Here is a 25993-nt window from a genome sequence, read left to right as displayed (position 1 = left end):
ATATGAGTACGGGGGTTACGATTTCGTCGATCTCTGACTACGCTATCTTGGGCTGTGGGAGCGTGGGGTACGCCGTCGCGGAGGAACTCGTCGAACAGGGCAAGGACGTCTTCATCGTCGATCAGGACGACAGTCGGGTCGAATCGCTCCGCGATCAGGATCTGGACGCCCGACGGGCCGACATTCGGGAACCCGAGGTCGCCGAACTGGTCGCCGACCGCGACGTCGTCCTCATCCTTGCATCGGACGTCGAATCGAACAAACGCGCCGTCGAACACATCCGCAACGGCGACGACGATCAGTTCATCGTCGCCCGCGCGAGCGATCCAGTCTCCGGCGACGAACTCTCCGAACTCGGAGCCGACATCGTCATCAATCCGTCTTCGGTCATCGCCGAGTCCGCCCTGCGGGCGCTCGAGTCGGGCGAACTCGAGTACAACGCGGGCAAGCTCGCCGACCTGGTCGAGGAGACGTCGACGCGGCTCGCGATCATCACCCAGGACAGCCCGGATCCGGACTCGATCGCCAGCGCGGCGGCCTTACAGGCGATCGCCGACCACCTCGGGGTCGAATCCGACATCATCTATCTGGGCGACGTCGGCCACCAGGAGAACCGCGCGTTCGTCAACCTGCTCGGCATCGATCTGGTCCAGTGGGACGAGATCGAGGATCACTCGATCTACGACACCGTCGCCCTCGTCGATCACGGCACCGCGGGCGAGATGGAACTGCCCGTCGATATCGTCATCGACCACAACGAGTCCGAATCCGAGTCCGAGCCCGAGTTCGTCGACATCCGGCCCAACATGTCCTCGACGTCGACGATCATGACGAAGTACATCCAGGAGTTCGATATGAACGTCTCCGAGGAGGTCGCCACGGCCCTCCTCTATGGCATCCGTGCGGAGACCCTGGATTTCAAACGCGATACGACTCCCGCCGACCTGACCGCCGCCGCCTACCTCTACCCCTTTGCCAACCACGATACCCTAGAGCAAGTGGAGTCCCCGTCGATGTCCCCCGAGACCCTGGACGTGCTCGCGGAGGCGATTACGAACCGCGACGTCCAGGGCAGTCACCTCGTCTCCAACGCCGGCTTCGTCCGCGACCGCGAAGCCCTCACGCAGGCGGCAAGTCACCTGCTGAACCTCGAGGGGGTTACCACGACCGCGGTCTTCGGGATCGCCGACGAGACGATCTTCCTCGCGGGCCGCTCGAAGGACATCCGTATCAACATCGGGAAAGTGCTCGCGGACGCCTACGGCGAGATCGGCGAGACGGCCGGTCACTCCACGCAGGCCAGCGCGGAGATCCCGCTGGGTATTTTCACCGGGATCGAAATCTCGGAGGACACGCGGGACACGCTGCTCGAATTGACCGAAGAGGCGGTCAAACGGACGCTGTTCGACGCGATGGGCGTCGAGGGAAGTAGCAATGAAGGGTCCAACGGCGGCTAACTCAGGCCAGTAGCTCGTCCTGTTCCTCGTCCGGCTCGCGAACGCGTTCGACGACATCGTTGATGAGGATCACGTCACCGACCGCACGGACCCAGCGGTAGGGAACGATGATCCCCTGGCCGCTGCGGGCTTCGTCCGCGAACAGTTCGCCGTTCAGGTTCGCCAGCGCCAACCCGGTGACGGCTTCGCCGTCGATGTTCAATCGGAGGTCTTCGACTTCGCCGACGAAGACGCCGTTGTTCGAGTACACCTCGCGGCCGACGAGAGACGTGATCTCTTGGGGAATGTCGTCCATAACTGGCCTCATGCGTGGCGGACTCTTTAATCTTAGTCAGACGTGACAGTCGTCGAGAGCGGCCTGCTCGGTCGACCATCGGCGGACGCGTTCTCGAGCCACGCTAACGAGTTCGATCGCCGTCCCTACCCCAGAATCGAGTCGACGGCCGCGTGATCGGACAACAGCTGTTCCAATCGATCGACGGTCTCGACGTCTCGAGTCCGCCCGCTGTGGACGATATCCTCCGCGCGCTCGACGGTGGTGAGCGTGTCCGTCTGGACTGAAAGGATCGGGACCCCTTTCTCGCTGGCCTGACCGAGGATCGCTCCCGATGGTCGGTGGCCGCCGGTGAGGATGAGACAGCGGACGCCGGGGGCCTCGAGGGCGGCGGTATGGATCTCGGCGCGGTCGCCGCCAGTGATGACGGCGGCGTCTTTCGTCCGCCGGAAGTGTCGGAGGGCGCTGTCGGACCCCATCGCACCGACGGTAAAGCGCTCGACGTAGGCGTCCTGGCCTTCCTCGACGAGCATCGACGCACCGAGTTCGGCTGCAAGGTCGGCGACGGTCACGCCCGCGAGGTCGCGTTCGCTCGGGAGGACTCCGTGAACCGGAACGTCCCGCGCCTCGAGGAACGGGATCACGTCCGTCTCGAGGCCGTCGTATGCCGCGTCGGAGACGTCGTTGAAGACGACGCCGGCGAGGCGATCCCCGAACGTCTCGGCCGCGGCGAGCAGGTCGTCGACGTCCGCCGGGATCTCGTATGGTGCGACCAGCAGGACGCGCGCATCGAGCAACTCGGCGATATCGGCGTCCGTGAGATCGACGATCCCGCCGATGTCGTACCGGCCGCCGCCCTCGACGAACATCCGATCGTGAGCCGCCGCGAGCGTCGCGAACGCTTCCTGGACGCGCTCGCGGAGCGCTGCGGGGTCCTCGCGGCCGCGGATCGCCTGTTCGATGAACGTCGGCGAGTAGACCACCGGCTCGAGGTCGTGTATCTCCGCGTCCAGCTCGAGCAGGTCGCGGGCGAGCAGCGGATCCTCGTCGAGGGTCTTCCCGACGTTGCTCTGGAGCCGGGTGCCCTTCGGTTTCATGTAGCCGACGCTGTCCCCGTCGGCGGCGGCGAGCCGGGCGAGCGCCAGCGTGATCGCCGTCTTTCCGGTGCTCTCCTCGAGCGAGCTGACGAGCAGCGTCTCGGTTTCGCCGTCGGTGGTGTGGGTGTTGGCCTCCTCGTCGGTCTCGGTCGTCGTAGAGTCGGGTGTTGAATCGGTGTCGGTCATGGTTCCTCCGTGTCGAGTTCGTTCGGATCGACGGTCAGTCGCAGATCGATCGCCTGTACGCCGTCGGGGCCCGCTACGAGCGGGTTGACGTCGAGTTCGAGGATCGACGGGAAGTCCGTCACCAGCTGGGAGAGTCGCTGTATCGTCTCGACGACGCGCTCGACGTCAGCCGGTTCGCGGCCGCGAGCGCCCCGCAACAGCGGTGCTGCCTTGATTTCGTCGACCATCTCTCGGGCCTCGCCCTCCCCGATCGGAGCCACGCGGACGGCCGTATCCTCGAGGATCTCGACGAAGATGCCGCCGAGTCCGAACAGCAACAGCGGGCCGAACTGCGGATCGCGGTTCATCCCGACGATGGTCTCGGTCGCGGTCTCGAGGTCGAGCATCTCCTGGACCTGGACGCCGAGTATCGTCGCGTCGGGTTGGTAGTTTCGCGCTCTCGCGACGAGATCCTCGTAGGCGTCGTAGACGTCTTCGTCGGCGACGCCGACCGTGACGCCGCCGATGTCGGACTTGTGGGAGATATCGGGGCTGACGATCTTCATGACGACGTCGCCCTCGATCCCCTCGGCGACCTCGCGAGCGCGGTCGGGGTCGTCGACGATCTCCCCCTGGGGGGTCGGAATCCCGTAGGCCTCGAGGAGGTCCATCGACTCGACGCCGAGCCGGTTGTCGTCGCGTCGCGTGGCACGCGCCAGGATGTCGCGAGCACGCTCGCGGTCGACGTCGAAGCGCTCCGGCTCGTCGGTCCGCAGCTCGCGGATATCCCGGAAGCGAGCGAGCGCGTCGAGTCCCGAGACCGCCCGCGAGGGATCGAAGTAGTTCGGAATCCCCGACTCGCGCAGCGTCGCCTCGGCCTCGCGGGCTCGTTTGCCGCCCATCAGGCACGTGACGACCGGGGTCTCGTGTTCCTCGAGCTTCTCGATGACCGTCTCGGCGAGGGCGTCGTAGGAGAGGACTGCCGTCGGCGCGGCGACGACCACTGCGCTGCCCACGTTCGGGTCCGCGAGTGCGATTTCGAGGGCCTCGCCGAATCGCTCGACGTCGGCGTCGCCGATCGCGTCGATCGGGTTGTAGACGTTGGCTTCCTCGGGCAGTGCCTCGGCGAGCGTCTCGATCGTCTCGTCGGCGAACGAGGCCATCTCGAGCCTCGAGTCGCCGACGGCGTCGGTCGTGAGCACGCCGGGACCGCCCGCGTTCGTGACGACGGCGACTCCGTCGGACTCGGGTTGGGGCAAGCCCGCAAGCGCCCGCGCGTAATCGAACAGTTCCTGGACCGAGCGGGCGCGGAGCACGCCGGCCTGGTCGAGGCCGGCCTCGTAGGCCCGTTCGCTGCCGGCGATCGCGCCGGTGTGCGAGGAGGCCGCCTGCGCGCCGGCGTCCGTTCGGCCGGATTTGACGAGGACGATCGGGGTATCCGCAGTGACCTCGCGAGCGGCCTCGATGAACCCCTGCCCGTCGTCGATGTCCTCGAGATAGCCGATGATGACGTCGGTTTCGGGATCCCCACCCCACTCGCGGACGAAATCCGTCTCGTCGAGCACCGTCTTGTTGCCCAGCGAAACGACGTCCTGAAAGCCGATCCCCTGTTCGTTGGCCCAGTCGAGCACGGCGGTGATGAACGCCCCCGACTGACTCATGAAGGAGATCGATCCCTCGAGTGCGTCCTCGGGGCCGAAGGTTGCGTTCATGCCGTTGGGCGTGGCCATGATGCCGAGGCTGTTCGGCCCGACGACGTTGAGGTCGTGCTCGTCGGCGAGTGCGCGGAGCTGCCGTTCGCGTTCGGCCCCCTCGCTCCCGGTCTCGGCAAACCCAGCCGTAATCACGACCACGTTCTCGGTGCCCGCGCCCGCGAGGTCGCGAATCGACTCGATGACGATATCGGGCGGTACGACGACCACCGCCAGATCGATCGGCGGTGCGCTCTGCGCGTCCTGATAACACTCGAGCCCGAGTACCTCCTCGCGGGAGGGGTTGATCGGGACGACCTCGCCGGCGAACCCGTCTCGCAGGTTCTCGAGGATCGCCCGACCGACTGCGCCCTCGCGGTCGGTCGCGCCGACCACGGCGACGGTGTCGGGATCGAAGAGTGCGGATAACCGTCCCATCGGTCGATCGTTACTCGGGAAGCGAGTTAAGCGTAGGGCGTGTTCCCGCCGTCCGACATCGTGGATGGGGACACACCGGATTCAGCTGCTAGAGACGGCCCTCACTCGGTGGACGGACGTTCCGACCGGGAGGCACGGTCACCGGACCCTCGTCGCCGGAACGCACCGATCGACACACCGAGACTGAAACAGAGCAATAGCACGCCGTACAGGAGGAAGTGGACCGGACTGTCCGTCGTGAGGACGTACTCGATGAGCGCCATTCCGGCCGCGTAGGCGATCACCCCGCCCGCGACGAACTCCACGATCGAGAACTCGAGGAGACCACCAGCTACGAGACCGACACCCACGGCTAGCAGTCCGACGAGCGCGAGGGTAAGCGGTTCGCCGATGACGCGTGCGACCCCCTCCCAGTAGACGTGTCTGGGCGGCCAGAGGGCGTATCCGACGACGAACGCGAGGAGGCTGCACACGAGGACGCCGGTCGATCGTCGACTCATACCTGGCTGTTGAATCCCAGACACGTAAGCGGCAGCGATCGTATTCGGAGACGGAACCGGGAGACGATCGGGGCTTTCGGCCGAGCGGAGGCCGTGAGACGATCCCTTCCGGGTGGATCATGTCGCCGTCGAATCGTGCGTGTGACTCCCGCCCCGACGGTCAGCGGGTCGAAATAGCGGCCGTGGAGCGACTCGAGGCGAGGATCGCGAGCAGGTAACAGGCGATTGCGACGACGACGATCGAGCCGCCGGTGGGAAGGCTCTGAGAGATCGAGACGACGAAGCCGCCGATGACCGCTACCTGTCCGAAGAGAATCGAGAGAAACAACGTCTCTCGGAAGCTGTGGGCGATCTGGGTGGCGGCCGCGACGGGAACGACGAGCATCGCGGCGACGAGGATCACGCCCAGGATCTGGAGCGCGCCGACGACGACGACGGCCGTCATCACGATCAGCAGGGTGTTGTACCAGGTGACGTTGAGGCGAGCGACCCGGGCGGCCTGCTCGTCGAACGTGATGAACAACAGTTGCTTGTAGGTCGCGACGACGACGAGGACGACGAGGACGCTGAGGACGGCCATCAGTCGCGCCCCGGAGGGGGTGACGACGGAGATATTGCCGAAGAGGTAGTCTCTCACGTTGATCCCGCTCGTTCGGTCTAAACTGATGATGAGCGTCCCGACGGCGAAACTGCCGGTTAGCATGATCGCGATCGGCACGTCGCCGTAGGTGTCGGTCCGCTCGATCAGCCACTGAACGCCGAGGGCACCGAGGATCCCCACGACCAACGCGACGACCATCAGCGGGCCATCCCAGCCGGTCATCGCGTTTACGAGGAGACCGACTGCGACCCCAGCGAAGGCGGTATGGGCCAACGTCTCGCCGATCAGTGCCATCTCTCGGTGGACGAGATAGGTGCCGACCAGCGGTGCGACGATGCCGATCAGGATCCCCGTCGCGATCGACCGCCACATAAACGGATGCGCAAAGACGTTCGTTCCGAGCGCGTGATCCAGTAACTGGCCCGCGAGCCGCGCCTGATCGTACATCCCGCCTGCGACGGGGACCGACCGCAGTGCGTCGACGGCGAGCAAGCCGACCATCGCGACCGCGAGGACCGCGGTCAGACCGATCCCGACGTGCTCGAGCCGTCGACGGAGGGAAGAGCCGTGACTCATCGGTTTCAGTGGTGGTGATGGACGACCTGGCCCGTCGCGCCGTAGGCCTCGGTCAACGCCTCGCTTTCGACGAACGATTCCGTGTCACCGTGGTGGTACAGCTCCGTATTGATGCAGGCGATCCGGCTCGCGCGGTCCGTGACGACGCCGATATCGTGTTCGATCAGGATGATCGTGATTCCCGACGCGTTGAGCGACTCGAGCAGTTGATAGAACGCGTCGCGGGACTCGGCGTCGACCCCGACGGTCGGCTCGTCGAGCGCCAGGAGGTCGGCCTCGGAAGCCAGCGCCCGGGCGATGTAGGCTCGCTGGCGCTGGCCGCCCGAGAGCTGGTTGACCTGCCGGTCGGCCAGTTCGGTGATGCCGACCGTCTCGAGGGCGTCGTCGACCGTCGCGCGGTCCTCGTCGGTCAGTCGCCCGTGTCCCGCGTGGGCGAACCGGCCCATGGTGACGGCCTCGCGGACGGTCACCGGCATCGAACCGCCGGCGCTGGTTGCCTGCTGGGAGACGTAGCCGATCCGTTCGCCGTCGTCGAACTGGGAGACGGGGTCACCGAATAGCTCGATCGAGCCGCGATCGGGACTGCGCAATCCGAGCATGAGATGCAAGAGGGTCGTCTTGCCCGAGCCGTTGGGACCGATCAGTCCCAAAAAGTCGCCCTCCTCGACCGTCAGCGAGACCTCCTTGACCGCCGGCTGCTCGCCGTAGGCGAACGTCACGTTGTCGAGATCGACGACGGTCACTGTGCGTCTAGTACCTCCCTGAACGCGGGCAGGTTTATTTCTTCCATTTGCTCCCGGTAGCCCAATCCCTCCTCGTGCCACTTCGCGAGGGTCCCGGACAAGTGCGTAATCGGCATCGCGTCAGTGGCGTTGCTCCCCTCGAGGATGTTCTCTACCATCTGATACGACCCGTCGGTCGCTTTGAACGGGTTGTAGAGGATGGTCTCGATTCCCTCCTCGTCGACGAGGTCGATCGTCGCTGCCATCGCGTCGGTGGTAACCTGCGCCTGCGCGGAGACGCCAACTGGCGTGTGGATTTCGAACCCGTATCGCTCCTGGAGGTAGGTAAACGAGTCGTGGCCGGCGAAGACGGCGACTCGCCGATTCGCCGCGTCGATCAGGTCCTCGAACTGCTGGTCGAGGGACTCGAGTTCGGCGGCGTACTCGGCGGCGTTTTCTTCGTAGGTCTCGGCGTTGTCCGGGTCGGCGTCGGCGAGTCCGTCGGCGATGGCGGTGACCATCTCCCCTGCGAGTACGGGATCGAGCCAGGCGTGTGGGTCGACCGACGACGGGTCGTGGTCGTGGCCATCGTGCGCGTTTTCGAGTTCCTCGTCGTGTCCGTCACCGTCATGGTCGTCGTGTCCATCGCTCTCGTGGCCACCGTCGTCGTGTTCGTGACCGCCGGTCTCCACCTCGTGGTCCCAGCCGAGTAACTGATCGTCGAGTCCCTCGAAGCCGTCGATCACGGCGACGGTGTCGTAATCGCTCTCGAGGGTCGCTGCGATGTCCTGTGCCCACGAGAATTCGGCGGTATCCAGATAGACGAAGGCACCGGAGTCGGCGATGTCCCGGGTGAGATCGCCACTCGGCGACCAGCCGTGGCCGGCCTCGCCCGTGCCGACCGGGTTTTCGAACTCCATGGCGTCGCCGCTGATCTGCTCGGTCCAGTCCCAGAGGGTAAAGAAGGCGGCGTAGCCCGAATCCATCGTCGCGGTCGCGTTGCCGACGTCGTCGAGGCAGCCCGCAACAGTGCCGGTCGCGAGCGCGCCGGCCCCCGTTTTCACCAGCGCGCGCCGTGTCAGGTTCATATCTGTGACTAGTTCCTCCCGTGTATAAGAGTTATTATCTTAGAGGTGTATTTTATTAAAACACCGCCCGCGATATCTGCGCTGTTAACAAGAACTGACGATATAGCGCGCCGAATTGTTATCGGTCGCTGGGCCGGGGGGCGCGCTCCGGCGGAAATCTCGGACGCGCGCTGGTTCGAGACGAACGCTATTCGAGTGCGATCTCGAGTCTGGTCCCCTCGAGGCGACGGTAGGTCGGTGGCAGTTCGGGACCGTCGTCGCGAACGACCTCGAACACGTCGAACCGAATCACGAGGCGGCCGGGCTCGATCGTCGCCCGGAGAACGGGTCCGCGGCTGGTCACGACGACGTAGGGCGGCCCCGCAACGGGACGGGCCTGGAGGTCGCATCCCGTCGCGTCGACCGCGTCGGCGAGCACGCGCGGGAGCACCTCGTGTAGCCCGGTCTCCGTGAGGGATCGCTGCAGGCCGTCGACGACCGCGTCGCGGTCGGTCGTTCGGGCGGTATCCCAGGGCTCGGCGATCGCGTCGGCACAGGCGTCGATCCCCTCGATGACCGACGCGTGGTCGGTCCGTATTCGACGCCGAGCGGCCCGGACTGGATGGGACACGGTCGTCGGTGGGACGGGGGCACACTAAGAAGTCTCGACTCGGATCGTGACATATCGTCGCCGAGTTGCCCTGTCCTACTCGTTGCGATTTTCGACGACACCGACGTTCAGCGTCCGTACCCGCCTCAACACGCCGCGTAGCCGCCGTCGCCACGACGACCCCTGCCGAGCCGCGAGTTCGTGGCGGAGCCGTTCGTTCTCCGCCTCGAGCCCGTCGATCCGCGCCTCGAGTTCGTCGACGCGGTCCTCGAGCCGGTACCGGCGGGTTCGCTGGGCCCGGCGATCGTGTTGTAACTGGTCGCGTTCCCGCCGGAGCGCCGTGAGTCGACGCTCGAGGCGCTCGCGTTCGCGCTGGCCCGTCTCGACGACGGGACCTCGATCCGAGTCCTCGGGGATTCCGGCTCCCGACGCCGTCTCCTCGCGGGCGACGTCGATGTGCCCCGAGTGGGTGGCGTTGACGACGGCACCGACGAGCAACACGAGCCCGCCGAAGTACAGCCAGGTCAACAGGAGGAGGATCGCGCCGATCGGTCCCGCCGACTCGGAGCTACTCGAGACGGCGACGTAGACCTGAAACAGCGACTGGAGGAGCGCCCAGCCGACGGCGGCGACGACGACCCCGGGAACGACCTCGCGGACGGAGACGTCGACGTCGGGGAAGAAGTAGTACATCGGGAGGAAGGCGATCGTCAGTCCGATCACGAGCAACAGCGGGTTCACCAAGCCGATGAAGAGACTGTCGGGGAAGAACGCGAAGACGATGCTGGTCACCCCCGCTGCCACGAGCGCGACCCCGATGGCCCCGAAGACGACGATCCCGTCGCGCAACTGGTCGACCAGCGAGTTGTCCTCGGTCGACGCGTAGATCTCCGAGAACGCGGTGTCCAGCCCCCGAAATATCTTCAACGACCCCCACAGGAGGACGAGTAGGCCGATGATCGACGTTCCCGCGCTCCCGGTCGTCCCCTCGATCCCGTCCTCGAGAACGATCTGTCCGCTCTCGGGGAGGAACCCTTCGGTCGCCGATGAGACCTGCGTGGCGAGTCCCTCGTCGCCGACGAACGAGACGAGAAAGAAGACCAACACGAGGAGCGGAATCAACGAAATGAACGCCTGATAGGCGATACTGGCGGCCATGAACGTCACGTTCTTCTCCTGGATTCCCGTGGCGACGGACTTCGCGAAGGGAATCGTTCCACGAGCGGTAAACCCCATACGGGTTCGTTCGTGAGGGGACCGGATAGCGCCCCGGCTTGCACCCACGTAGCGATCCCGCGGCGACTCGCTCGATTCGGTTGAGGTCGGTTCGACACCTACCCCTCGAGCAACGGAGCCACCGCGTCGCGAGTCGGCAATGCCGACATCGCCCCGGAGCCGGTCGTCGCCGTCGCCGCGACCGCGTTCGCGAACGCGACCGTCTCCTCGAGGGCCTGTCCCTCCCGGAGGGCGGCGATCGCTCCGGCGACGAAGGCGTCACCGGCACCCGTCGTATCCACGGTCTCGACCTCGTAGCCGGCGTGCTCGACGCGTCCGGGCCAGGGCGCGTCGTCGCCAGCGACGGCAACGGCACCCTCGCCACCCCGCGTCAGGAAGACGGTGTCGACCGTTCCCCGATCGACCGCCGCGCTCGCGAGTTCCGTCGGCGTCCCGCCGCTGAACCCGAGGGCCTCGAGTTCCGCGGCCGTCGCGAAGCAGACGTCGACGTGGGCAAGCCCATCGCGGACGACGCTCGCGAACGTTTCCGCGTCGGGCCAGAGTTCGGGTCGCAGGTTCGGATCGAACGAGACCGAACAACCCGCCGCTGCCGCGCGCTCGAGCAGGTCCATCGTCGCTCCGCGGGACGAGCCACTGGAGAGGGTGACGCCGCCGGCGTGGACCCACTCGCAGTCCGCCAGCGTCCTATCGGGGATTCGGCCGGGCTCGAGGCGGGTGTCGGCCGTTCCGTCCCGGTAGAAGGTAAACTCGCGATCGCCGCTCTCGTCGTGGGTGACGAACGCGAGCGTGGTCTTTGCAGCCCCATCGCGTTCGACGAATCGGTCGGGAAGGCCGTACTCGGCGAGCACCCCCTCGAGGTACCGGCCGAACGGGTCCGCGCCGACACGGGTCCAGAACAGCGGCGGCGCTGCGAGTCGCGCGAGCGCGACTGCGACGTTCGCCGGCGCGCCGCCGGGCCGGCGTTCGAACCCCGCGACGTCCTCGAGGGGGCCGGGTCGCTCGGGAATGCAGTCGATCAGTGTTTCGCCCGCGACGAGCACGTCCTGGGACATACGCGAGACTCCCTCGTCGACGGCGGTAGTTCTGTCGTCGACGTGGCGTGATACTCGCGTCCGGCGCGAGTAGTCGAGACGAGAATCCATAAATACCGCCGGTTACGACGTGTTAGTATTCGTATGGAACACATTTCACGCCGCAGACTACTCGCGACCGCAGGGACCGGGACGGGTCTTACTGCCCTCGGCGCGGGGTGTCTCGACCAGTCGGCCGAGACCGGTCCCGACGAGGCCACCGACACCGACGAACCCGACGGGGCGGACGAACCGGACGAGACCAGTGCGAGCGATCGGCCGCCCCTCGAGCGGTGGGTTCCCGCGTCGGGGAGTGCCGAACTCGGGTTTCAGTATCGGGACCTCGCGACAGTCCGTGCGTACGAGGAACACCTCCAGTCGGACGTGGTCGCGGCTATTCCGTCGCTCCCCCGGGGAGAGCGCGGCGAGATCGTCGAACAGCTGGTGGACGGCGAGTCGGCGGTCGACTCCGTCCTTCGGTTCGGGTCCGCGGACGCCGTCGGAAACGTGGTCGTCTCCGGCTCGTTCGATTCCGATTCGGTCGACGTTGACCTCGAGTCGGCAGCGGGCGAGTTCGGGGTCTTCGAGCGCGATGGCACATCGGTTGCCGTCTCCGAGGAGACGGTCGTCGTGAGCGACGCCGACGGTGCGGATATCGACGCGATCCTCGCGGCGGGCGTCGAGGGAACCGACCGTCGGGTCGACGCGGACGTGACGTTCGCCACGACGGCCGACCAGGTCGCCCAAGCCACGTTCGTCCAAGGAGAACACGACCGGCGTGACGAGACCGACGCGAGCTGGGTTGGGGTCGCGAACGCGTGGTCGATCGGCTCCGAAACGACAACTCACTCGATAGTTGCCGTGTATGACGACGCCGATACCGTGTCCGAATTCGAGACGCAGATCCCAGCGACGTTCGACGACGAGGCGATAGAAATCGACGGTACCGTCGGCGTGGCGACGAGAACCGTTCCGACCGACGACTACGAGTATCGGAATCGGTTCGCTGACCGCGGGACCCAGCCGGCCCCACCGCAGGCGGGCGTGACGATCGAATCCGACGCGTCAAGCCGGACGGTTACCGTGACCTACGTCTCGAGGAGCGGAGCGGATCGACTCGAGATACGCGACGAGAGCGGGAACAGCGACGAAATGACCGAGGTCGGGGAGACGACGACGTTCGAGTACGAAGCGGGGGCGTCGGGAGAACTTACCGTCGTCGGCGTCAGGGGCGAGACGAAGGCAGTCGTCGCTGCGCACTCGTATTCGTTCTGAGTGCGGGCGGGGACTCGAGTGAATTCGCTCCGAGTCCGACGGTGACGCCGACTTAGAGGATGATACTCTTCTTGCGCATCATCTCGTGGATCGAGGCGTCGAGGCCCTCGCGGCCGATACCGGAATCTTTGTTGCCGCCGAAGGGAACGTCGCCCAGGCCGTGACTCGGTGCGCCGTTGATCCGGACCGCGCCGGCGTCGATGCGCTCGGCCATCCCCATTGCACGCTTGTAGTCGGCCGTAAAGACCGCCGCGTCGAGCGCGAGGTCGGAACCGTTCGCGATCTCGAGGGCCTCGGCCTCGTCTTCGAACGTGGTGATGGCGGCGATGGGGCCGAACTGCTCTTCGTCGACGATGCGGGCGTCCTGGGGGACGTTCGCGAGTAGCGTCGGCTCGAAGAACTGGTCGGCGAGTTCGTCGGGGACGCCCTCGGGGGCACGTCGCTCCCCGCCGCGGACGATCTCCGCGCCCTTCTCGACGGCGTCCTCGACGAGCGTTTCGACCCAGTCGGCCTGCTCCTCGCTGATGAGCGGGCCGAAGGCGGTGTCTTCTTCGAAGAGATCGCCGGCCTGCCAGGCGTCCATCTGCCCGTCGATCAGGTCGACGAGGTCGTCGTGGACCGACTCGTGGGCGAGGACGCGCGAAATCGCCGAGCAGCGCTGGCCGGCGTACTTGAACGATCCCTTGGCGCAGTTGCCCGCGACGTCGGTGAGGTCGGCGTCGTCGAAGACGATCGCCGGGGCGTTGCCGCCAAGTTCCATGTGCAGGTTGACCATCCCGCTCTCGCGGGCGACGTGTTTACCCGCACCCGAGGAGCCGGTCATCGCGATTGCGTTGACGCGGTCGTCGCCCGCGAGGACGTCGCCGATCTCGCTGGCTTCGCCGGGAACGAAGTTGAACGCGCCGTCGGGAATCCCGTCGACGTCGGCGATGACGTCGGCGAGGATCGCAGCCGAGATGGGCGTCTTGCTGGCGGGCTTGAGCAGCACGCTGTTGCCGGCCGCGAGCGCGGGCGCGACCTGCAGTGCCGTCGTCGCGAGCGGGTAGTTGTACGGCGTGATACAGAGGACGGCACCGATCGGTTCGTGCTTGACGATCGCCTGCCACCCCTCGTGACCCTCGGTCGACCCCTCGCGGTACTCGCCCTTGCTGACGATGTTGCGCGCCTCCTCGGCCGCGCGGTCGAAACGCTCGGCGGCCTGCTCGACTTCTCCGCGGGCCGACGAGATCGGTTTGCCGGCCTCGCGAACGATGACCTCGGCGAGTTCCTCCTCGCGCTCGCGCAGTCCCTCGGCGATCGTCTCACACCACGTCGCGCGTTCGACGACCGTCGTCTCCCGGAGCTCCGGTTTTATTTCGTGGGCCGCGCCAAGCGCAGTTCGAGCCGCTGCTGGCCCTGCAGCGGCGACCTGTGCGAAGGTCCCCCCCTCTGCGAGATCGGACACTGATAGTACGTTCTCGGTCTCGAGCCATTCGCCGTCGACGTAAATCCGCTCTCGACGCTGTGCGACTCTGGTTGCCATATCCCCTTCTTGGAACCGCGCACTGAAAATGTTTACTCAGCCTCGAAAAAACGAAGAACAGAGTGACGGTGTCGTTTGGTAACACGAACAGCCACCCCATACACAAATAAAACGCTTGAAGGCGAAAGAAGTCTTTCTTATTTTGGAAGAAATATTTATTACTGGGAAATCTTTAAGTGCTAAGCGAGCGTACGTACGTCGTACGATGAGCACTCAGAAAACCGTCCGTCAATCGGCTGACAACGTCGAGGGGAACGAGCTCCGCCTCGAGCAGGAGAAGGCCGAACAGATCGTCGACGCGCTGAACACGGAGTTGGCCAACTCGTACGTGCTCTACCACCAGTTGAAGAAACACCACTGGGTGGTCGAGGGTGCCGAGTTCCTGCCGCTCCACGAGTTCCTCGAGGAGGCCTACACGCACGTCGAAGAAGGCGCGGACATGATCGCCGAGCGCGCACAGGCGCTCGGTGGCGTCCCCGTCTCGGGCCCATCGAACCAGGAAGAGCGTGCCACCGTCGAGTTCGAGGGCGAAGACGTCTACGACGTCCGTACGATGTTCGAAAACGACCTCGAAATCTACGGGGACATCATCGAATCGATGCGCGACAGCATCGAACTCGCCGAGAACCTCGGGGACCACGCCACCGCCCAGATCCTGCGGGAGATCCTCGTGACGCTCGAGGAAGACGGGCACCACTTCGAACACTACCTCGAGGACGATACGCTGGTGCTCGAGGAAGCGACCCACTAGTACCCCCCGAAATCGCGTCGACGACCGAAAAACGGTACCGACAGCGCAGACCGCTTTTTATCGACGAGTCAAAAGAGATAGTTCAGGGTCGATACTAGCCATGCAACCGATCGTTGCCCCCGCGACACGTCAGGGCTCGAGTTCGACGGCGAGATCCGTTGCGATCCAGCCGTCGGTGTTGTCTCGTTCGGTAAAGACGATCTTGCCGGGGCGGGTTTCGTGACTCGTCACGACCGCCGCCGGCTCCTCGCGTTCGGCGTCGGTGTCGGGATCCTGCCTGCGGGCGGGTACGTCCATCAGGTTGAGTTAGGCGAGCCTAAATCTAAAAAGGTTTTGGTCGGCCTAAGATCCTGAGACTGACACGTTCGGCGGGACGATCTCGGTCCCGTCGCGTCCTCTACGATCGAGTTCGTGGTCCACACGATCGTGGTAGTGAAGGCCAGACCAATATAGTATCATTTTTCGGGATTCAGTGAAATAGTCATCACATGAGTTCACACGAGAGTCGATCACAGGGAACAACCGGTCGGCACGGTCGACCCCTGATCGCGGACCTCTTCGACATCGATATCGAACGCGTGGAGTCGCTGAGTTGGTCGCTCGGTAACCGCGTTACAGTCGAAGCGGACGCGGACCGCCGCTTTCGGTTGGCCCACCAGCAGTCCACTCGAACGGTAACTGCGTTCGAGGTGACCGACGCGACCTGTGTCCTGCGGCTCCGGACGCCCGTCGGCCGGGAGAAATTTTACGGGGTCGCAGCCGCCGACCTCATGCCCCAACCGGTTCGGAACGGTTGGATTCGAACCGACTGAGCGTCGCCCGCGCGGGACCGTTCGGTGACCACGATCAGTTTCATTGGGTTCGATCGGGTATCCGTCCGTATGGAGTACGATGTCGTTCAGGGAGACATCGCTGCACAGTCCGCCGACGCGCTCGTCAACGCCGCCGGGACGAGCCTCGAGATGGGGTCGGGCGTCGCCGGGGCGCTCCGTCGGGGTGCAGGCGAGGCGATCAACGAGGAGGCCACGGAGAAGGGACCCGTCGACCTCGGCGAGGTCGCCGTCACCGACGCCTACGACCTGAACGCCGAGTACGTGATTCACGCCGCCGCCATGCCCCACTACGGGGACGGCCAGGCGACGGCGGAAAGTATTCGCGACGCCACGCGAAACGCCCTGGAGAAAGCCGACGACCTCGGCTGTCGCTCGCTCGCGTTGCCGGCGCTGGGCTGTGGCGTGGCCGGCTTCGAGACTGCCGAAGGTGCCGAACTCATCGGCGAGGAACTCGACCGCTACGAGCCAGATACGCTCGAGGAGGTTCGGTTCATCGCCTACAGCGACGCGGAGTACGAGACGGTTCGTTCGGTGACGGCCGAGGGTAGCGACGTGGATCGGTGACGGGCACGATCGACCGGCCGGGGATGCCGAGCCCCGTGGAGTACCGCACGGTCAGGTTGCCACGCAGCGAGGGACGACCGTCGGGGGTTGGTTTCTACGCACTGAGAACGGTTGCTAGTTTTACCACCACCGCCGTCGAACCATCACACGGGTGATAACTGATGTACGACACGATCCTCATCCCGACCGACGGCAGCGAACAGGCGGACCGCGGGGTCGAGCAGGGGTTGAGTCTCGCTGCCAACTACGACGCGGAGGTCGTGCTTCTCTACGTCGTCGACGAACGCCGGCACGGACGGACGCCGGCGCTTGGCAGTACCGCGGTCGAACACGCGAAAATAGAGGACGATGCCATCGAAATGCTCGAGGAGATCGCGGACCGGGCCACAGATCAGGGCCTCGACGTCGACTGCGAGTGTCACCGGGGACTCCCCTGGGAGGAGATCACGTCCCTCGCGGAACAGCGGGACACCGATCTGATCGTGATGGGACGACGAGGAGCGACTGACGACCGACGAACGGCACTCGGGAGCGTCGCCGACCGGGTGATGAGACACACTGACATCCCCGTTCAGGCCGTCTGACAGTACAGTTCGCCCCGTCGGCCACCGATCCGTGTCGTCCGAGCCGCGTCCGTCCGCCGGGAGACACCACCCTGTTTTTCGAACGGTCCGTTCCGGGTTTCAGGACAGCGAGAGCCCGCGAATCTCGACCGAATCCCCGTCCTCGACGTGTCCGATGATCTGCCCTTCAGTCTCGGCGACCAGCTCGTCGGCCCGGTCCTCGGGAACCGCGACGACGAAGCCGGTGCCCATGTTGAACGTGCGGTGCATCTCCGCGTCGGTCACGTTCCCCTCCTCCTGGACGAACTCGAAGATCGGCTGGGCCGGCAGCGGGTCGTCGATGACGTACTCGTGTTCGCCCATCCGCAGCAGGTTCGTCCAGCCGCCGCCGGTGATGTGGGCCGCCGCACGGACTTCGTGGTCGCGCATCGGCTCGAGCAGGGCCGTGTAGATCCGGGTCGGCTCCAGCAGTTCCTCGCCGATCGACCGTTCCGGGTCCAGTGGGAACGGCTCCGTATAGTCGTGCTCGCGGGTCACCGCTTCGCGGGCGAGCGTCAGCCCGTTCGAGTGAATCCCGTTCGAGGGGAAGCCCACGAGGACGTCGCCAACCTGGGCCTCGCCCTCGAGAATGTCGTCTTTCCCGGCGAGACCCACACAGGTACCCGCCAGATCGAACCCCTTCACGACCTCGGGCATGACCGCCGTCTCGCCGCCCAGCATCGTCAGATCGGCCTCCTCGAGCCCCACCGCGAGGCCTTCACCGATCTGATTCGTCAGCGTTTCGTCGGGCTCGTCGATGGCGAGGTAGTCGACGAACGCGACGGGTTCGACGCCGGCCGCGACGAGGTCGTTGACGTTCATCGCGATACAGTCGATCCCGATCGTCGAGAAGTCCGCGATCGCTTCGGCGACGAGCAGCTTGGTCCCGACGCCGTCGGTCGCCAGCGCGAGATACCTGTCGCCGATGTCGAGCAGGCCTGCGTATTCGGTTCGCAGATCGCTGCCGAAGGCCTCGAGGAGCGCCGCCGTCGCGTCCTCGCTGGCATCGATGTCGACGCCAGTGTCGGCGTAGGTGAGTCGGTCCGCCTGGCTCTCGTCGTCCGCTGGTCCGGTCATGTGCGAACGACTGCGTGGGGCGAGCAAAAGGTCACCGGTCCTCCAGAGGGTCCCGTGTGGGCCGCGAGTGCCGACTGTCGACGATCCCGATGCCATAGGCGACGGCTTCGAAACCCAGAAGCAGGGTGCGAACGACTCATCCCAGCGCGGTCACGGCTCCGTCCGAGCCGACACGCTACCGTTCGAACGCTGGTTCCCGCTCGTACTCGCCGTCGACTCCCCCCGGATTCGGTTCGTCGCCACTCCTCGAGCCGTCGGAAAACACGTCCGCGAACGATTCCTCGACACCGACGAGTCGCTCGAGTCGGTGTTCGAACTCCGCGTCGTCGATCTCCCCCTCGGCGTAGCGGCGTTTGAGTTCGGCAAGCGCGTCGTCTCCGGCGGCGTGTTCGGTCGTCGCCGTGTCGTTCCGTCCCGCAACCAGCAGCGCGGCGATTTCCTCGCCCCAGAACAGGAATATCGGGGCCAGCAGGAACCATCCCACGAGCGCAATCGCGCCGGCGAGTTCGTCACCGCCGACCAGACCGGTGAGGCTGATGAGGACGAACGTCACGAGCCCGATCAGGAGCCAGAGATCGTCGGCCACGAACTCCTCGACGTCGATCGCCATATGGATACGTCGACCGAATCACACAAAATACCACTGGTGGAAACGATCGAGCATCGCGTGAGAGACCACGCGCCAGGGCGGCCCCACTCGAGGAGCCTGTTACGGTCGATAGCCCGGCCACGGAGTGGCCGCGTCGTCCCGTCGCCTTCGGACCTCGTGAGCCGCTGTCGCTCGGGGCTGAAAGACGGTGCCCAGCGTGACGTTCTCAGAACAGCCCGAAAACGACGAACGCCGCGAGCAGAACGCTCGGGACGAAGACGATCGCGAAGACCCCCTTGTGCCACTCGAAGACGGACTTGCCGTCCAGCGGGCCGAAGGGGATCATGTTGAACGCGGCCAGGAAGAGGTTGATCCAGATCCCCATCTGGCCGATCGTTGCGAGCATTCCGGGTAGAAAGCCGGGTGTTGCAGCGAACATCAGCAACGGCGCAAAGAGCACGGCGAGCAGGAGGTTCGTCACTGGGCCTGCCAGTGCGATCAGTCCGTTCTCCCGTTGGGTGGTCCGTCCTCGGTGGTAGACCGCGCCGGGGGCGGCAAAGAGAAAGCCGACCAGCCCGCCCATAATCGCCAGGAAGAGCATCTGGTAGTCCGCCCTGAACTCCGCAACCTGGCCGAACTCGACCGCGACGACTTTGTGTGCGAGCTCGTGGAGGAGGAAGCCGACGCCGACGGTTACGAAACTCAGGCCGACTCGCGTCACGAAGTAGCCGAGACTCGCCTCGCCCAGATGTACCGGCGCGAGTAGTAACGCGAACGCGACACTCAGTACGGTCCACGCCACCGCGAGGTCCCGCAGCTCCGTGTCGCTGAAGGTCAGTTCGCGATCGGGACGGCGCTTCGTGGGATAGCTCATAGCAGCCCCCGAATCAGCTCGACGCTGTTCCTGGCGCCCTCGAAGAGTTCGCTCATCAGGGCGTCAACGCCGCCGAACTCGGGACCAGCCAGCCACGGGAGCACCACGAACGGAAAGAGCCCCGTCGCGATGATGCTGCCGATGTTCGTCAGCGCGACGATCATGATCAGCCGGAACAGGGGCACGTTGAACATCGCCGTGATCGCCTCGCCGATCGGTCGCTCCGTATCGTCGACGATCTCGTTGAGCGTCTGGATGTCCCGGACGTTGACCGGGCGGTGCTTGAGTTCGACGTACCCGGCGAACCAGCCGGGTGCGAGCAACGGATTGATGCTCGTCAGCCAGGCGACCGCGCCGCCGACGCCCGCACTGGTCCAGCGCGCGCCGGCCAGCCGCGCCAGCGTGAACGCGAAGAGCCCGTTGAACAAGAACCAGGCGGCGAACAACTTCAACAGGAACGTGTCCCTGACCCCGGCCATGATCAGCAGGAAAAAGAACCCGAAGAAGCCGAGCATGACGAGGTAGCCGACGATCTTCAGCGGCGAGAACCGGCGACTCGAGGCGGTTCCCGACAGCGACTCGAGCGAGGGAATGTCCTCGGGGTTCCGGAGGTGGCGTTCGATGCCGGCCTTGTGGCCGGCACCGACGACGGCGAGGACGTCGTATCCCTGTTCGCGGAGGTCGTGGAGGTTGTGTGCGATGTAGGCGTCGCGCTCGTCGATCAGGGCGTTTGCGCCACGGGGGCTGAACCGGCGGAACTCCTCCATCATGGCGGCGACGACGTCGCCGTCGGTCATCTCCTCGATGTCGACCTCGTCGATATCCTCGACGTCCGCGCCGACCGCGTCGAGGACGAGTCCGAGGATGGCACCGATCGTGACGCCGACGCCGAGCCCGGCGAGCATCCCGGCCGTCCCACGAACGGCGTAGATACCGGTCCCTTCGACCGTCGAGGCCGAGAACGGGCCGATGAACGTCCCGGTTGCGACCAGTGCGAGACAGCCCGCAACGCCGAGGACCAGTCCGCCGGCCACTCGTATCGAGAGTCCCGAAAGGGAGCCGCCGGCGGCGTCGACCGGTGGCAGAAAGAGGAGGCCCACGAACGCCCCGACGAACGCGCCGATCGCGCCGCCGCCGACGTACTGTAGCGTCGTGGTATCGGTGATGCCGATCAAAAGGAGATCGCCGAGTCCGAACAGTGGGGCGAGAAACGCCGCGAAAACGAACCCGAGGACCGCCCCGCTGACGGCACCGAAGGTGAGCCCGATCGTTCGAGGATCGGTGATCCCGAGCGCGAGCCCCCCGACCATTTTCAGCTTCTCGGTCACGGAGAGGCGGCTCCAGAACCGCTGGATCGTGACCTGAATGTCCCGATCAACCAGGGCGACGCCGCTCCCGTTGGCTTCGGCGGCCTCGATGCCGGCCCGCATATCGGAACCGGGCTCGATGTCGAACTGGTCGCCCAGCCGCGACTGGACGTACGACAGCATCCAGTAGGCCAGGAACTGGAAGACGGTGTTGCCCGAAAGGAGGTCGCCGGCTTCGATGTCGTCGGGCGTCCCGCCTTGCATCTGGCGATACCGCCCTTCGTCGAGTTCGACGGCGACGACGTCGGGGTCCTCCCGGTCGATCGTTTCCCGAACCTCGTCGACACTCGCTTGCGAGACGTGTGCCGTCCCGAGGACCTCGACGGAGCCTCGCTCTCGGTCTGGTGGCGCTGGGGGCTCCGGCACGTCGGCCTCGCCTGCATCGCTCATTACTGGCCCCAACTGGGCGGCGACTTTTACCAGTATCGGACCGCGAAGGGGAACGATACCGATACGTTCGCCCCCTCGATCTCCCGACGCTGTCAGTCGAGCGGGCTCAGGTCCGATGAGCCGGTGATCACAAGACTGAGTACCGCCCTGGAAGAACCTCGCCCAATGACTGACCTCATGGAAACGGTCGTCGAGAACCGGGAGATGGTACAGCCAAACCACGCCAACACGCTCGACGTCGCTCACGGCGGCAACGTCATGAAGTGGATGGACGAAGTCGGCGCGATGAGCGCGATGCGGTTTTCCGGTGAGATGTGTGTCACCGCACGGGTCAATCAGATGAACTTCGAACAACCCATTCCAGTCGGCGATACGGCCTACATCACCGCGTACGTCTACGATGCCGGCACCTCGAGCGTGAAGGTCCGCTTGCTCACCGAGCGCGAGGACCTCCGGACCCGCGAGCGCGAACGGACCACCGAATCACACTTCGTCTACGTCGCGATCGACGAGGACAATACGCCGACGACGGTTCCGGAACTAACGGTCAGCACCGAGGAAGGTAACCGACTCCGACAGGCCGCGCTCGAGGACGAACTCTGAGACGGTCCGCCGTCCCGAGCAACCGGCGACCTCACGACCCGGTGTGGGTCGCCGGCACTGACTGACAGCGATCCGTCTGGGGAGGGGGAGTGATCGCGACCGGGAACGTCGATCCACGAGCGTATCCGGATCGAAAAATCGAATCGGCGGTCGGACCGGTCCGGCCCACCCGATCGGGGACGGACCAATACCGTTCATACGGTGACCGCGGGCGCGGGATGGTGGAACGATTACTCGGCGTCGAGGTCGTCCGATCGGGGGTCGCGCTCTCTGATGTCTTCAAGGAGGGTATCGACGGTCCCGCGCGTATCGGCGACGGTCGCGCCGACGAGACCACCGATCGCACCGCCGGTGCTCGCGGCGTTACGGCTGAACAGTCCGCCGATGGCCGCACCGACGGCAGCGCCGATCGCTGCATACCGGGCACGCAACAACACGGCAGTTATACGTTCTCTCATATATCGTCCTTGGTGACTGGTACGGATAAATATACCTCTCGAGTGTTGCACGTCGCCTCCGACTCGCCGAGTCGGAGCGACAGAATCGGTGGTGGGACCTCGCTCAAAGAACCGTTTCGACCGCGGCGAGGGAGTCGAGGACGTGGTCGGGTTCGACCTCGGCCGCCGCGAGGTCGGCACGGTCAGTGACTCCGGTGAGAACGAGTGCCGTATCCATGCCGGCGTTGCTCCCGAGTGCGATGTCGGTATTGAGACGATCACCGACGACCAGCGTGTTCGAGGGGTCGGCATCGAGCCGATCCATCGCCGCTGTCGCTGCGATCGAGGACGGTTTGCCGAGGATCGCGTCCGCCTCCCGGCCGGCGACGGCCTCCATTGCCGCGAGGATCGCACCCGATCCCGGAATCTCTCCGCCGTCGACCGGGATCGTCACGTCCGGGTCGGTTCCATAGAAGGCCACCTCTCCCTCGAGCGCCCGCAGGGACTCCCAGAGCGTGCCAAACGAGAACTCGCTGTCGAACGACCCGAGGACGACCTCGGCCGCATCCGGGTCCGCCGTCAGCTCGACGGCCGCGTCGTCGAGGATCGTCTCGAGTCGCTCCTCGCCGACGAGGTAAACCGCCTCGCCCGGATGGGTCGTCGCGAGGTACGCCGCCGAAACGGTTGCGGACGTGAGAACGGCGTCCGGGTCGATGTCGATCCCGTGGGGTGCGAGCTTCGTCCCGTAGTGGTCGGCCCCCCGCGTCGGGTTGTTCGAAAAGAGCAGCCGGGAACAGCCCGCCGCCTCGAGCGCGCGCAGGCCGTCGGTCGCACCGGGCAGCAACTCCTCGCCGCGGACGATCGTCCCGTCGACATCGAGAATCACCGCCTCGTAGTCCGTCATCGCTCGTCGCTAGGGACGGCCGGCGATTGAGTGTTTGGATGCCGGTCGCCGACGACGAGCGTGATCGGGATCGACGGAAACGCCCGCGGACTGTGGCGATCACCGCTCGCACTCCAGGGACAGCTCGTCGGTCTCGAGACCTGCCGAATCGGCCCAGTTCGATCGCTGACTTGCTGACCGACGGGAAAACCCCATACGGCTGCCAGCCGAAGCGGGTATATGGCACTCGACGTCGAGAGACCCGAGCCGCCGACCCTCAGCGGCCCACAGGATCCGGGCGACTACGACGCCGTCGTCGAACCCGACGAGCGGACGGGCGACACTGCTCGCCGCGAAGATCTGGCCGACTTTCTGGAGGCGGGGGCCTGGGAAGACGCGTTCGACGAATGGGCCAGGGACACCTATCTGACCGAAACGGAGTTTCGGGCCGTCCTCGAGTTCGGGTTGATCGACGAGTTCGACTTTTACTGGAATCAGTCCGCAGAGGACGTCGGCTACCGTGCGCCGGCGGTGCCGGAAGCGTCGGTAGCCGGTCACGAGGAACTCGACGAAGCCGATATCGAAGACATCGAGGAAGAACTCGACACGCTCGGCCTGACGGTAAGCGAAGTGCTGGAAACCGATTACATCCACCGCGACGGGGAGGAGTTCGGCTACACCTGGGAGTAACGGGGGCGTGGATGTCCACTCGTCCTCAACCGATCCCGCGACCACTCCGTCGGTGATCGACAGCCCCTGTCCGATCCAGCGGTGGGAATTCTTATCCGGGAACCCGACCTACGACCGGCTATGACACTCGAGGTCGAGCCCCCCGAGCCGCCGGAACTGGAGTTCGTCGATCCAAACGAGTACGAGGACGCGACCATCAGCGCCGACGGTGCCGAGGAGATCGACTACCGGCGCGAGGAACTCCAGGGGTTCCTCGAGGAGGGCGCCTGGACGGAAGCGTTCGACGAGTGGCGCGAGGGGACGGACCTCGAGGAGCGCGAGTACGGTATCGCTCGTGATCTGGATCTCTTCGCGGGATTCGATTTCTTCTGGGACGATTTCGCCGATCGCGTGGGGTACCACGCGCCCGGAATCCCCGAGGATTGGCAGGCTCGGGAGTACCACCCCGAACTCGATACCTGGGGGACGGTGTCCTCGATCAACGCCGAACTCACCGAGTTCGGTCAGATCGTCTCGGTCACCCTCAAAGCGGAGTACGTCGACTGGGAGGCCGAGTACGAACCGCCCGAGGACCTGCCGGACTTCGACTGATCGCGAGTGCCCGGCCCTCGAGACGAGGGCGATCGGTACAGCCGAGCCACAAATCGGCTGAATCAGTCGCGTGGAACCGCGAGGTTTCGGGTTCGTCCGCCACATTCCGGGCAGGTGCCCAGGGAATCGGTCGCTTCTCGGTGGCCACAGGTCCGGCATTCGTAGTACGATCGCTCCGGCGTGTACGGGTCCGTGTAGACCATGAACGGTGACACCGAGTAACACGAAAAAGTGTTGTGTTGAATCAGTAGCGCACGAATATATACAATCGAGTGCCACCATATACGTCTTATTATTGGACATATGCTTACAACGAGGTCCCAACTCCGCGTTGAGACGATTGCAAACGTCTGTGCTTGAGGAGAGCGCGGAGACACACCGAGGGTTGCGATCGACTTCGGATCGCCTCGAGCGAATACTGGTCCGTCACACTACCGTTTCCGTGGTCCGACCGACAGCATACTGGCCGAGGGGCCTATTTCCGCAAAACTGAACTACTGGAACGGAGACACGGACGTGTCACTGATCGCGGACTACTTCGTGGTCGGTACTGTCTCACTCGGTCCCGAGAATCGCAGCGTCTCGAGCGCCAAAACACACCAGCAGTCTACCCTGACCATTCGCCGGCGAGATCACCGGCGATGTTCTCTCGCCACAGGTCGAAGCCGTCCTCACAGGCGGCGTTGTCGTCGATGTGATCGACGAATCCAGCACCAGGCGACGCGAGTTCGTCTCCACAGAACGGGCACGTGACCGGATCGGTCCAGTCGGTCGTCGTATTTGTTGCCATTCGTACCGAAATCTATCAGGAACTATCATATAAGTCTCGTCCGTTAGGATTCATTATAATTTGAATGGCATATAATGACATTAATTACGACAGCGGCGATTCCCGGACTGGCGGACGGTTCGCCAGCGACGGCGCATACGGGATCTCGGTCACTGGCTGGACCGAGAGGCCGGGAGAATTACTGTGTAAAGAGTTAACATGGTTCGAGGCGTACGTTACAACATGACACTCGAAGAACAACGCGAGTACGAGTGTCTCCAGTGTGGTCGACGAGAGACGGTCGGCGACGCACTCGTAAGCACCTGTTCACAGTGTGGGGGCGAAATGCGAAACGTCGAGTTGATCCACGACTGATACGGTCTCCTGTCCGTCAGTGCCGGCGCGCCCGCGGCCCCTGTGTGGGTGCGCCGGCACTGTCAGTAATACGTCTGATCGGCCCCACCCGTCGGACGTCCCCGCTCCCGCCGCAGCCAACTGTCGAACGGATACAGTCGAATCAGTGCGAATTGGTTCCCAACGCCGCTTCGCGTGTCCTCGTGACCAGTATCACTCGAGAAGATACGGCCATCGTGCGAAGTACACACCCGCTTCGCAGCGTAAGAAGCTCCTACGCACCGCCATTCCAGCGGTACGAACTGCCATACGCCGCCG

At 65.0% G+C, this 25993-nt stretch carries 30 protein-coding genes; 10 read left to right on the top strand and 20 right to left on the bottom strand.

The window, feature by feature from the left end; genetic code table 11:
* Positions 1 to 2 precede the first annotated feature (2 nt).
* Positions 3 to 1457, top strand: a complete 1455-nt coding sequence (locus CP557_RS09920; RefSeq protein WP_097379747.1) for a DHH family phosphoesterase — start codon at positions 3 to 5, stop codon at positions 1455 to 1457.
* Between the two features lies 1 nt (position 1458).
* Here CP557_RS09920 and CP557_RS09915 read toward each other — a convergent pair whose 3' ends face one another.
* From CP557_RS09915 to CP557_RS09870, 10 genes are all read right to left on the bottom strand, one after another.
* The gene (locus CP557_RS09915; RefSeq protein WP_097379746.1) at positions 1459 to 1752 is read right to left on the bottom strand and encodes a PRC-barrel domain-containing protein; all 294 of its coding nucleotides are present in this window, start codon (positions 1750 to 1752) and stop codon (positions 1459 to 1461) included.
* A 125-nt stretch (positions 1753 to 1877) separates the two neighbouring features.
* Positions 1878 to 3014 carry a phosphotransacetylase family protein gene (locus CP557_RS09910; protein ID WP_097379745.1) on the bottom strand — a complete coding sequence of 379 codons (1137 nt, stop codon included), beginning with the start codon at positions 3012 to 3014 and terminating at the stop codon, positions 1878 to 1880.
* The gene (locus tag CP557_RS09905; RefSeq protein WP_097379744.1) at positions 3011 to 5122 is read right to left on the bottom strand and encodes an acetate--CoA ligase family protein; all 2112 of its coding nucleotides are present in this window, start codon (positions 5120 to 5122) and stop codon (positions 3011 to 3013) included. Before CP557_RS09905 ends, CP557_RS09910 begins: the two co-directional genes overlap by 4 nt.
* A gap of 101 nt (positions 5123 to 5223) precedes the next feature.
* Entirely contained in the window at positions 5224 to 5622 is a 399-nt protein-coding gene (locus tag CP557_RS09900; protein WP_097379743.1) for a hypothetical protein, read from the bottom strand.
* Between the two features lie 160 nt (positions 5623 to 5782).
* Positions 5783 to 6799 (bottom strand): metal ABC transporter permease, encoded by a 1017-nt coding sequence (locus CP557_RS09895; RefSeq protein ID WP_097379742.1) that lies wholly within the window; start codon positions 6797 to 6799, stop codon positions 5783 to 5785.
* A gap of 5 nt (positions 6800 to 6804) precedes the next feature.
* Entirely contained in the window at positions 6805 to 7542 is a 738-nt protein-coding gene (locus CP557_RS09890; RefSeq protein ID WP_097379741.1) for a metal ABC transporter ATP-binding protein, read from the bottom strand.
* The gene (locus CP557_RS09885) at positions 7539 to 8609 is read right to left on the bottom strand and encodes a metal ABC transporter substrate-binding protein (protein WP_097379740.1); all 1071 of its coding nucleotides are present in this window, start codon (positions 8607 to 8609) and stop codon (positions 7539 to 7541) included. The genes CP557_RS09890 and CP557_RS09885 overlap by 4 nt, the downstream gene beginning before the upstream one ends.
* 187 nt (positions 8610 to 8796) lie before the next feature.
* Positions 8797 to 9219: a hypothetical protein gene (locus CP557_RS09880; protein ID WP_097379739.1), complete on the bottom strand. Its 423-nt coding sequence runs from the start codon at positions 9217 to 9219 to the stop codon at positions 8797 to 8799.
* A gap of 75 nt (positions 9220 to 9294) precedes the next feature.
* Complete coding sequence (locus CP557_RS09875; protein ID WP_097379738.1) at positions 9295 to 10434, bottom strand: YhjD/YihY/BrkB family envelope integrity protein; 1140 nt, start codon at positions 10432 to 10434, stop codon at positions 9295 to 9297.
* A 98-nt stretch (positions 10435 to 10532) separates the two neighbouring features.
* Positions 10533 to 11486 (bottom strand): carbohydrate kinase family protein, encoded by a 954-nt coding sequence (locus CP557_RS09870; protein WP_097381604.1) that lies wholly within the window; start codon positions 11484 to 11486, stop codon positions 10533 to 10535.
* 123 nt (positions 11487 to 11609) lie between these two features.
* Between CP557_RS09870 and CP557_RS09865 the strand changes: the two genes are divergently transcribed.
* Positions 11610 to 12779 (top strand): hypothetical protein, encoded by a 1170-nt coding sequence (locus CP557_RS09865; RefSeq protein WP_097379737.1) that lies wholly within the window; start codon positions 11610 to 11612, stop codon positions 12777 to 12779.
* Positions 12780 to 12831: 52 nt separating this feature from the next.
* Here CP557_RS09865 and CP557_RS09860 read toward each other — a convergent pair whose 3' ends face one another.
* Positions 12832 to 14301, bottom strand: a complete 1470-nt coding sequence (locus CP557_RS09860) for an aldehyde dehydrogenase family protein (RefSeq protein ID WP_097379736.1) — start codon at positions 14299 to 14301, stop codon at positions 12832 to 12834.
* A 205-nt stretch (positions 14302 to 14506) separates the two neighbouring features.
* On the opposite strand from CP557_RS09860, the gene dpsA reads away from it, so the two are divergent.
* The gene (dpsA, locus tag CP557_RS09855) at positions 14507 to 15052 is read left to right on the top strand and encodes a DNA starvation/stationary phase protection protein DpsA (protein WP_097379735.1); all 546 of its coding nucleotides are present in this window, start codon (positions 14507 to 14509) and stop codon (positions 15050 to 15052) included.
* Between the two features lie 129 nt (positions 15053 to 15181).
* Here the strand turns inward: dpsA and CP557_RS22545 are convergent, their stop codons facing one another.
* Complete coding sequence (locus CP557_RS22545; protein WP_169924367.1) at positions 15182 to 15349, bottom strand: hypothetical protein; 168 nt, start codon at positions 15347 to 15349, stop codon at positions 15182 to 15184.
* Between the two features lie 191 nt (positions 15350 to 15540).
* Here CP557_RS22545 and CP557_RS09850 point away from each other — a divergent pair, with 191 nt between their 5' ends.
* From CP557_RS09850 to CP557_RS09840, 3 genes are all read left to right on the top strand, one after another.
* Positions 15541 to 15864: a hypothetical protein gene (locus CP557_RS09850; protein WP_097379734.1), complete on the top strand. Its 324-nt coding sequence runs from the start codon at positions 15541 to 15543 to the stop codon at positions 15862 to 15864.
* Between the two features lie 69 nt (positions 15865 to 15933).
* Positions 15934 to 16449, top strand: a complete 516-nt coding sequence (locus tag CP557_RS09845) for a macro domain-containing protein (protein ID WP_097379733.1) — start codon at positions 15934 to 15936, stop codon at positions 16447 to 16449.
* 161 nt (positions 16450 to 16610) lie between these two features.
* Positions 16611 to 17033 (top strand): universal stress protein, encoded by a 423-nt coding sequence (locus CP557_RS09840; protein WP_097379732.1) that lies wholly within the window; start codon positions 16611 to 16613, stop codon positions 17031 to 17033.
* A 99-nt stretch (positions 17034 to 17132) separates the two neighbouring features.
* Here the strand turns inward: CP557_RS09840 and purM are convergent, their stop codons facing one another.
* From purM to CP557_RS09820, 4 genes are all read right to left on the bottom strand, one after another.
* On the bottom strand, positions 17133 to 18128 hold the full coding sequence (purM, locus tag CP557_RS09835; RefSeq protein ID WP_097379731.1) for a phosphoribosylformylglycinamidine cyclo-ligase: 996 nt from the start codon (positions 18126 to 18128) through the stop codon (positions 17133 to 17135).
* 175 nt (positions 18129 to 18303) lie between these two features.
* The gene (locus CP557_RS09830) at positions 18304 to 18738 is read right to left on the bottom strand and encodes an SHOCT domain-containing protein (RefSeq protein ID WP_097379730.1); all 435 of its coding nucleotides are present in this window, start codon (positions 18736 to 18738) and stop codon (positions 18304 to 18306) included.
* Between the two features lie 205 nt (positions 18739 to 18943).
* Positions 18944 to 19591: a zinc metalloprotease gene (locus tag CP557_RS09825; protein WP_097379729.1), complete on the bottom strand. Its 648-nt coding sequence runs from the start codon at positions 19589 to 19591 to the stop codon at positions 18944 to 18946.
* The gene (locus tag CP557_RS09820; RefSeq protein WP_097379728.1) at positions 19588 to 21348 is read right to left on the bottom strand and encodes a TraB/GumN family protein; all 1761 of its coding nucleotides are present in this window, start codon (positions 21346 to 21348) and stop codon (positions 19588 to 19590) included. The genes CP557_RS09825 and CP557_RS09820 overlap by 4 nt, the downstream gene beginning before the upstream one ends.
* A 165-nt stretch (positions 21349 to 21513) precedes the next feature.
* On the opposite strand from CP557_RS09820, the gene CP557_RS09815 reads away from it, so the two are divergent.
* Positions 21514 to 21951 carry an acyl-CoA thioesterase gene (locus tag CP557_RS09815; protein ID WP_097379727.1) on the top strand — a complete coding sequence of 146 codons (438 nt, stop codon included), beginning with the start codon at positions 21514 to 21516 and terminating at the stop codon, positions 21949 to 21951.
* 230 nt (positions 21952 to 22181) lie between these two features.
* On the opposite strand, the gene CP557_RS09810 is transcribed toward CP557_RS09815, so the two are convergent.
* Both CP557_RS09810 and CP557_RS09805 read right to left on the bottom strand, forming a co-directional pair.
* The gene (locus CP557_RS09810) at positions 22182 to 22409 is read right to left on the bottom strand and encodes a glycine zipper 2TM domain-containing protein (RefSeq protein ID WP_097379726.1); all 228 of its coding nucleotides are present in this window, start codon (positions 22407 to 22409) and stop codon (positions 22182 to 22184) included.
* Between the two features lie 103 nt (positions 22410 to 22512).
* Positions 22513 to 23292, bottom strand: a complete 780-nt coding sequence (locus CP557_RS09805; protein ID WP_097379725.1) for an HAD-IIA family hydrolase — start codon at positions 23290 to 23292, stop codon at positions 22513 to 22515.
* A gap of 219 nt (positions 23293 to 23511) precedes the next feature.
* Between CP557_RS09805 and CP557_RS09800 the strand changes: the two genes are divergently transcribed.
* Together CP557_RS09800 and CP557_RS09795 are read left to right on the top strand one after the other, a co-directional pair.
* The gene (locus CP557_RS09800) at positions 23512 to 23961 is read left to right on the top strand and encodes a hypothetical protein (protein ID WP_097379724.1); all 450 of its coding nucleotides are present in this window, start codon (positions 23512 to 23514) and stop codon (positions 23959 to 23961) included.
* Between the two features lie 120 nt (positions 23962 to 24081).
* Positions 24082 to 24552: a hypothetical protein gene (locus CP557_RS09795; RefSeq protein ID WP_097379723.1), complete on the top strand. Its 471-nt coding sequence runs from the start codon at positions 24082 to 24084 to the stop codon at positions 24550 to 24552.
* Between the two features lie 62 nt (positions 24553 to 24614).
* Here CP557_RS09795 and CP557_RS22170 read toward each other — a convergent pair whose 3' ends face one another.
* Together CP557_RS22170 and CP557_RS09790 are read right to left on the bottom strand one after the other, a co-directional pair.
* The gene (locus CP557_RS22170) at positions 24615 to 24755 is read right to left on the bottom strand and encodes a rubrerythrin-like domain-containing protein (RefSeq protein WP_143825064.1); all 141 of its coding nucleotides are present in this window, start codon (positions 24753 to 24755) and stop codon (positions 24615 to 24617) included.
* 404 nt (positions 24756 to 25159) lie between these two features.
* Positions 25160 to 25342, bottom strand: a complete 183-nt coding sequence (locus tag CP557_RS09790) for a DUF7501 family protein (protein WP_097379722.1) — start codon at positions 25340 to 25342, stop codon at positions 25160 to 25162.
* A 222-nt stretch (positions 25343 to 25564) separates the two neighbouring features.
* Between CP557_RS09790 and CP557_RS22165 the strand changes: the two genes are divergently transcribed.
* A complete protein-coding gene (locus CP557_RS22165) occupies positions 25565 to 25696 on the top strand; it encodes a rubrerythrin-like domain-containing protein (RefSeq protein ID WP_143825063.1) in 132 nt (43 codons plus the stop codon).
* The last annotated feature ends 297 nt before the right edge of the window (positions 25697 to 25993 follow it).

Source organism: Natrinema ejinorense, from assembly GCF_002494345.1.
Lineage (GTDB): Archaea > Halobacteriota > Halobacteria > Halobacteriales > Natrialbaceae > Natrinema > Natrinema longum.
The sequence above is the reverse complement of the archived record's forward strand: the minus strand, read 5'-3'. Positions and strand labels throughout refer to the sequence as shown.

Bases quoted from the DNA above. Each gene is read 5' to 3' on its own strand.
- CP557_RS09920 (WP_097379747.1), top strand. From the start codon at position 3: ATGAGTACGGGGGTTACGATTTCGTCGATCTCTGACTACGCTATCTTG.
- CP557_RS09915 (WP_097379746.1), bottom strand. From the start codon at position 1,752: ATGGACGACATTCCCCAAGAGATCACGTCTCTCGTCGGCCGCGAGGTG.
- CP557_RS09910 (WP_097379745.1), bottom strand. From the start codon at position 3,014: ATGACCGACACCGATTCAACACCCGACTCTACGACGACCGAGACCGAC.
- CP557_RS09905 (WP_097379744.1), bottom strand. From the start codon at position 5,122: ATGGGACGGTTATCCGCACTCTTCGATCCCGACACCGTCGCCGTGGTC.
- CP557_RS09900 (WP_097379743.1), bottom strand. From the start codon at position 5,622: ATGAGTCGACGATCGACCGGCGTCCTCGTGTGCAGCCTCCTCGCGTTC.
- CP557_RS09895 (WP_097379742.1), bottom strand. From the start codon at position 6,799: ATGAGTCACGGCTCTTCCCTCCGTCGACGGCTCGAGCACGTCGGGATC.
- CP557_RS09885 (WP_097379740.1), bottom strand. From the start codon at position 8,609: ATGAACCTGACACGGCGCGCGCTGGTGAAAACGGGGGCCGGCGCGCTC.
- CP557_RS09875 (WP_097379738.1), bottom strand. From the start codon at position 10,434: ATGGGGTTTACCGCTCGTGGAACGATTCCCTTCGCGAAGTCCGTCGCC.
- CP557_RS09870 (WP_097381604.1), bottom strand. From the start codon at position 11,486: ATGTCCCAGGACGTGCTCGTCGCGGGCGAAACACTGATCGACTGCATT.
- CP557_RS09865 (WP_097379737.1), top strand. From the start codon at position 11,610: ATGGAACACATTTCACGCCGCAGACTACTCGCGACCGCAGGGACCGGG.
- CP557_RS09860 (WP_097379736.1), bottom strand. From the start codon at position 14,301: ATGGCAACCAGAGTCGCACAGCGTCGAGAGCGGATTTACGTCGACGGC.
- dpsA (WP_097379735.1), top strand. From the start codon at position 14,507: ATGAGCACTCAGAAAACCGTCCGTCAATCGGCTGACAACGTCGAGGGG.
- CP557_RS22545 (WP_169924367.1), bottom strand. From the start codon at position 15,349: ATGGACGTACCCGCCCGCAGGCAGGATCCCGACACCGACGCCGAACGC.
- CP557_RS09850 (WP_097379734.1), top strand. From the start codon at position 15,541: ATGAGTTCACACGAGAGTCGATCACAGGGAACAACCGGTCGGCACGGT.
- CP557_RS09845 (WP_097379733.1), top strand. From the start codon at position 15,934: ATGGAGTACGATGTCGTTCAGGGAGACATCGCTGCACAGTCCGCCGAC.
- CP557_RS09840 (WP_097379732.1), top strand. From the start codon at position 16,611: ATGTACGACACGATCCTCATCCCGACCGACGGCAGCGAACAGGCGGAC.
- purM (WP_097379731.1), bottom strand. From the start codon at position 18,128: ATGACCGGACCAGCGGACGACGAGAGCCAGGCGGACCGACTCACCTAC.
- CP557_RS09830 (WP_097379730.1), bottom strand. From the start codon at position 18,738: ATGGCGATCGACGTCGAGGAGTTCGTGGCCGACGATCTCTGGCTCCTG.
- CP557_RS09825 (WP_097379729.1), bottom strand. From the start codon at position 19,591: ATGAGCTATCCCACGAAGCGCCGTCCCGATCGCGAACTGACCTTCAGC.
- CP557_RS09820 (WP_097379728.1), bottom strand. From the start codon at position 21,348: ATGAGCGATGCAGGCGAGGCCGACGTGCCGGAGCCCCCAGCGCCACCA.
- CP557_RS09815 (WP_097379727.1), top strand. From the start codon at position 21,514: ATGACTGACCTCATGGAAACGGTCGTCGAGAACCGGGAGATGGTACAG.
- CP557_RS09810 (WP_097379726.1), bottom strand. From the start codon at position 22,409: ATGAGAGAACGTATAACTGCCGTGTTGTTGCGTGCCCGGTATGCAGCG.
- CP557_RS09805 (WP_097379725.1), bottom strand. From the start codon at position 23,292: ATGACGGACTACGAGGCGGTGATTCTCGATGTCGACGGGACGATCGTC.
- CP557_RS09800 (WP_097379724.1), top strand. From the start codon at position 23,512: ATGGCACTCGACGTCGAGAGACCCGAGCCGCCGACCCTCAGCGGCCCA.
- CP557_RS09795 (WP_097379723.1), top strand. From the start codon at position 24,082: ATGACACTCGAGGTCGAGCCCCCCGAGCCGCCGGAACTGGAGTTCGTC.
- CP557_RS22170 (WP_143825064.1), bottom strand. From the start codon at position 24,755: ATGGTCTACACGGACCCGTACACGCCGGAGCGATCGTACTACGAATGC.
- CP557_RS09790 (WP_097379722.1), bottom strand. From the start codon at position 25,342: ATGGCAACAAATACGACGACCGACTGGACCGATCCGGTCACGTGCCCG.
- CP557_RS22165 (WP_143825063.1), top strand. From the start codon at position 25,565: ATGACACTCGAAGAACAACGCGAGTACGAGTGTCTCCAGTGTGGTCGA.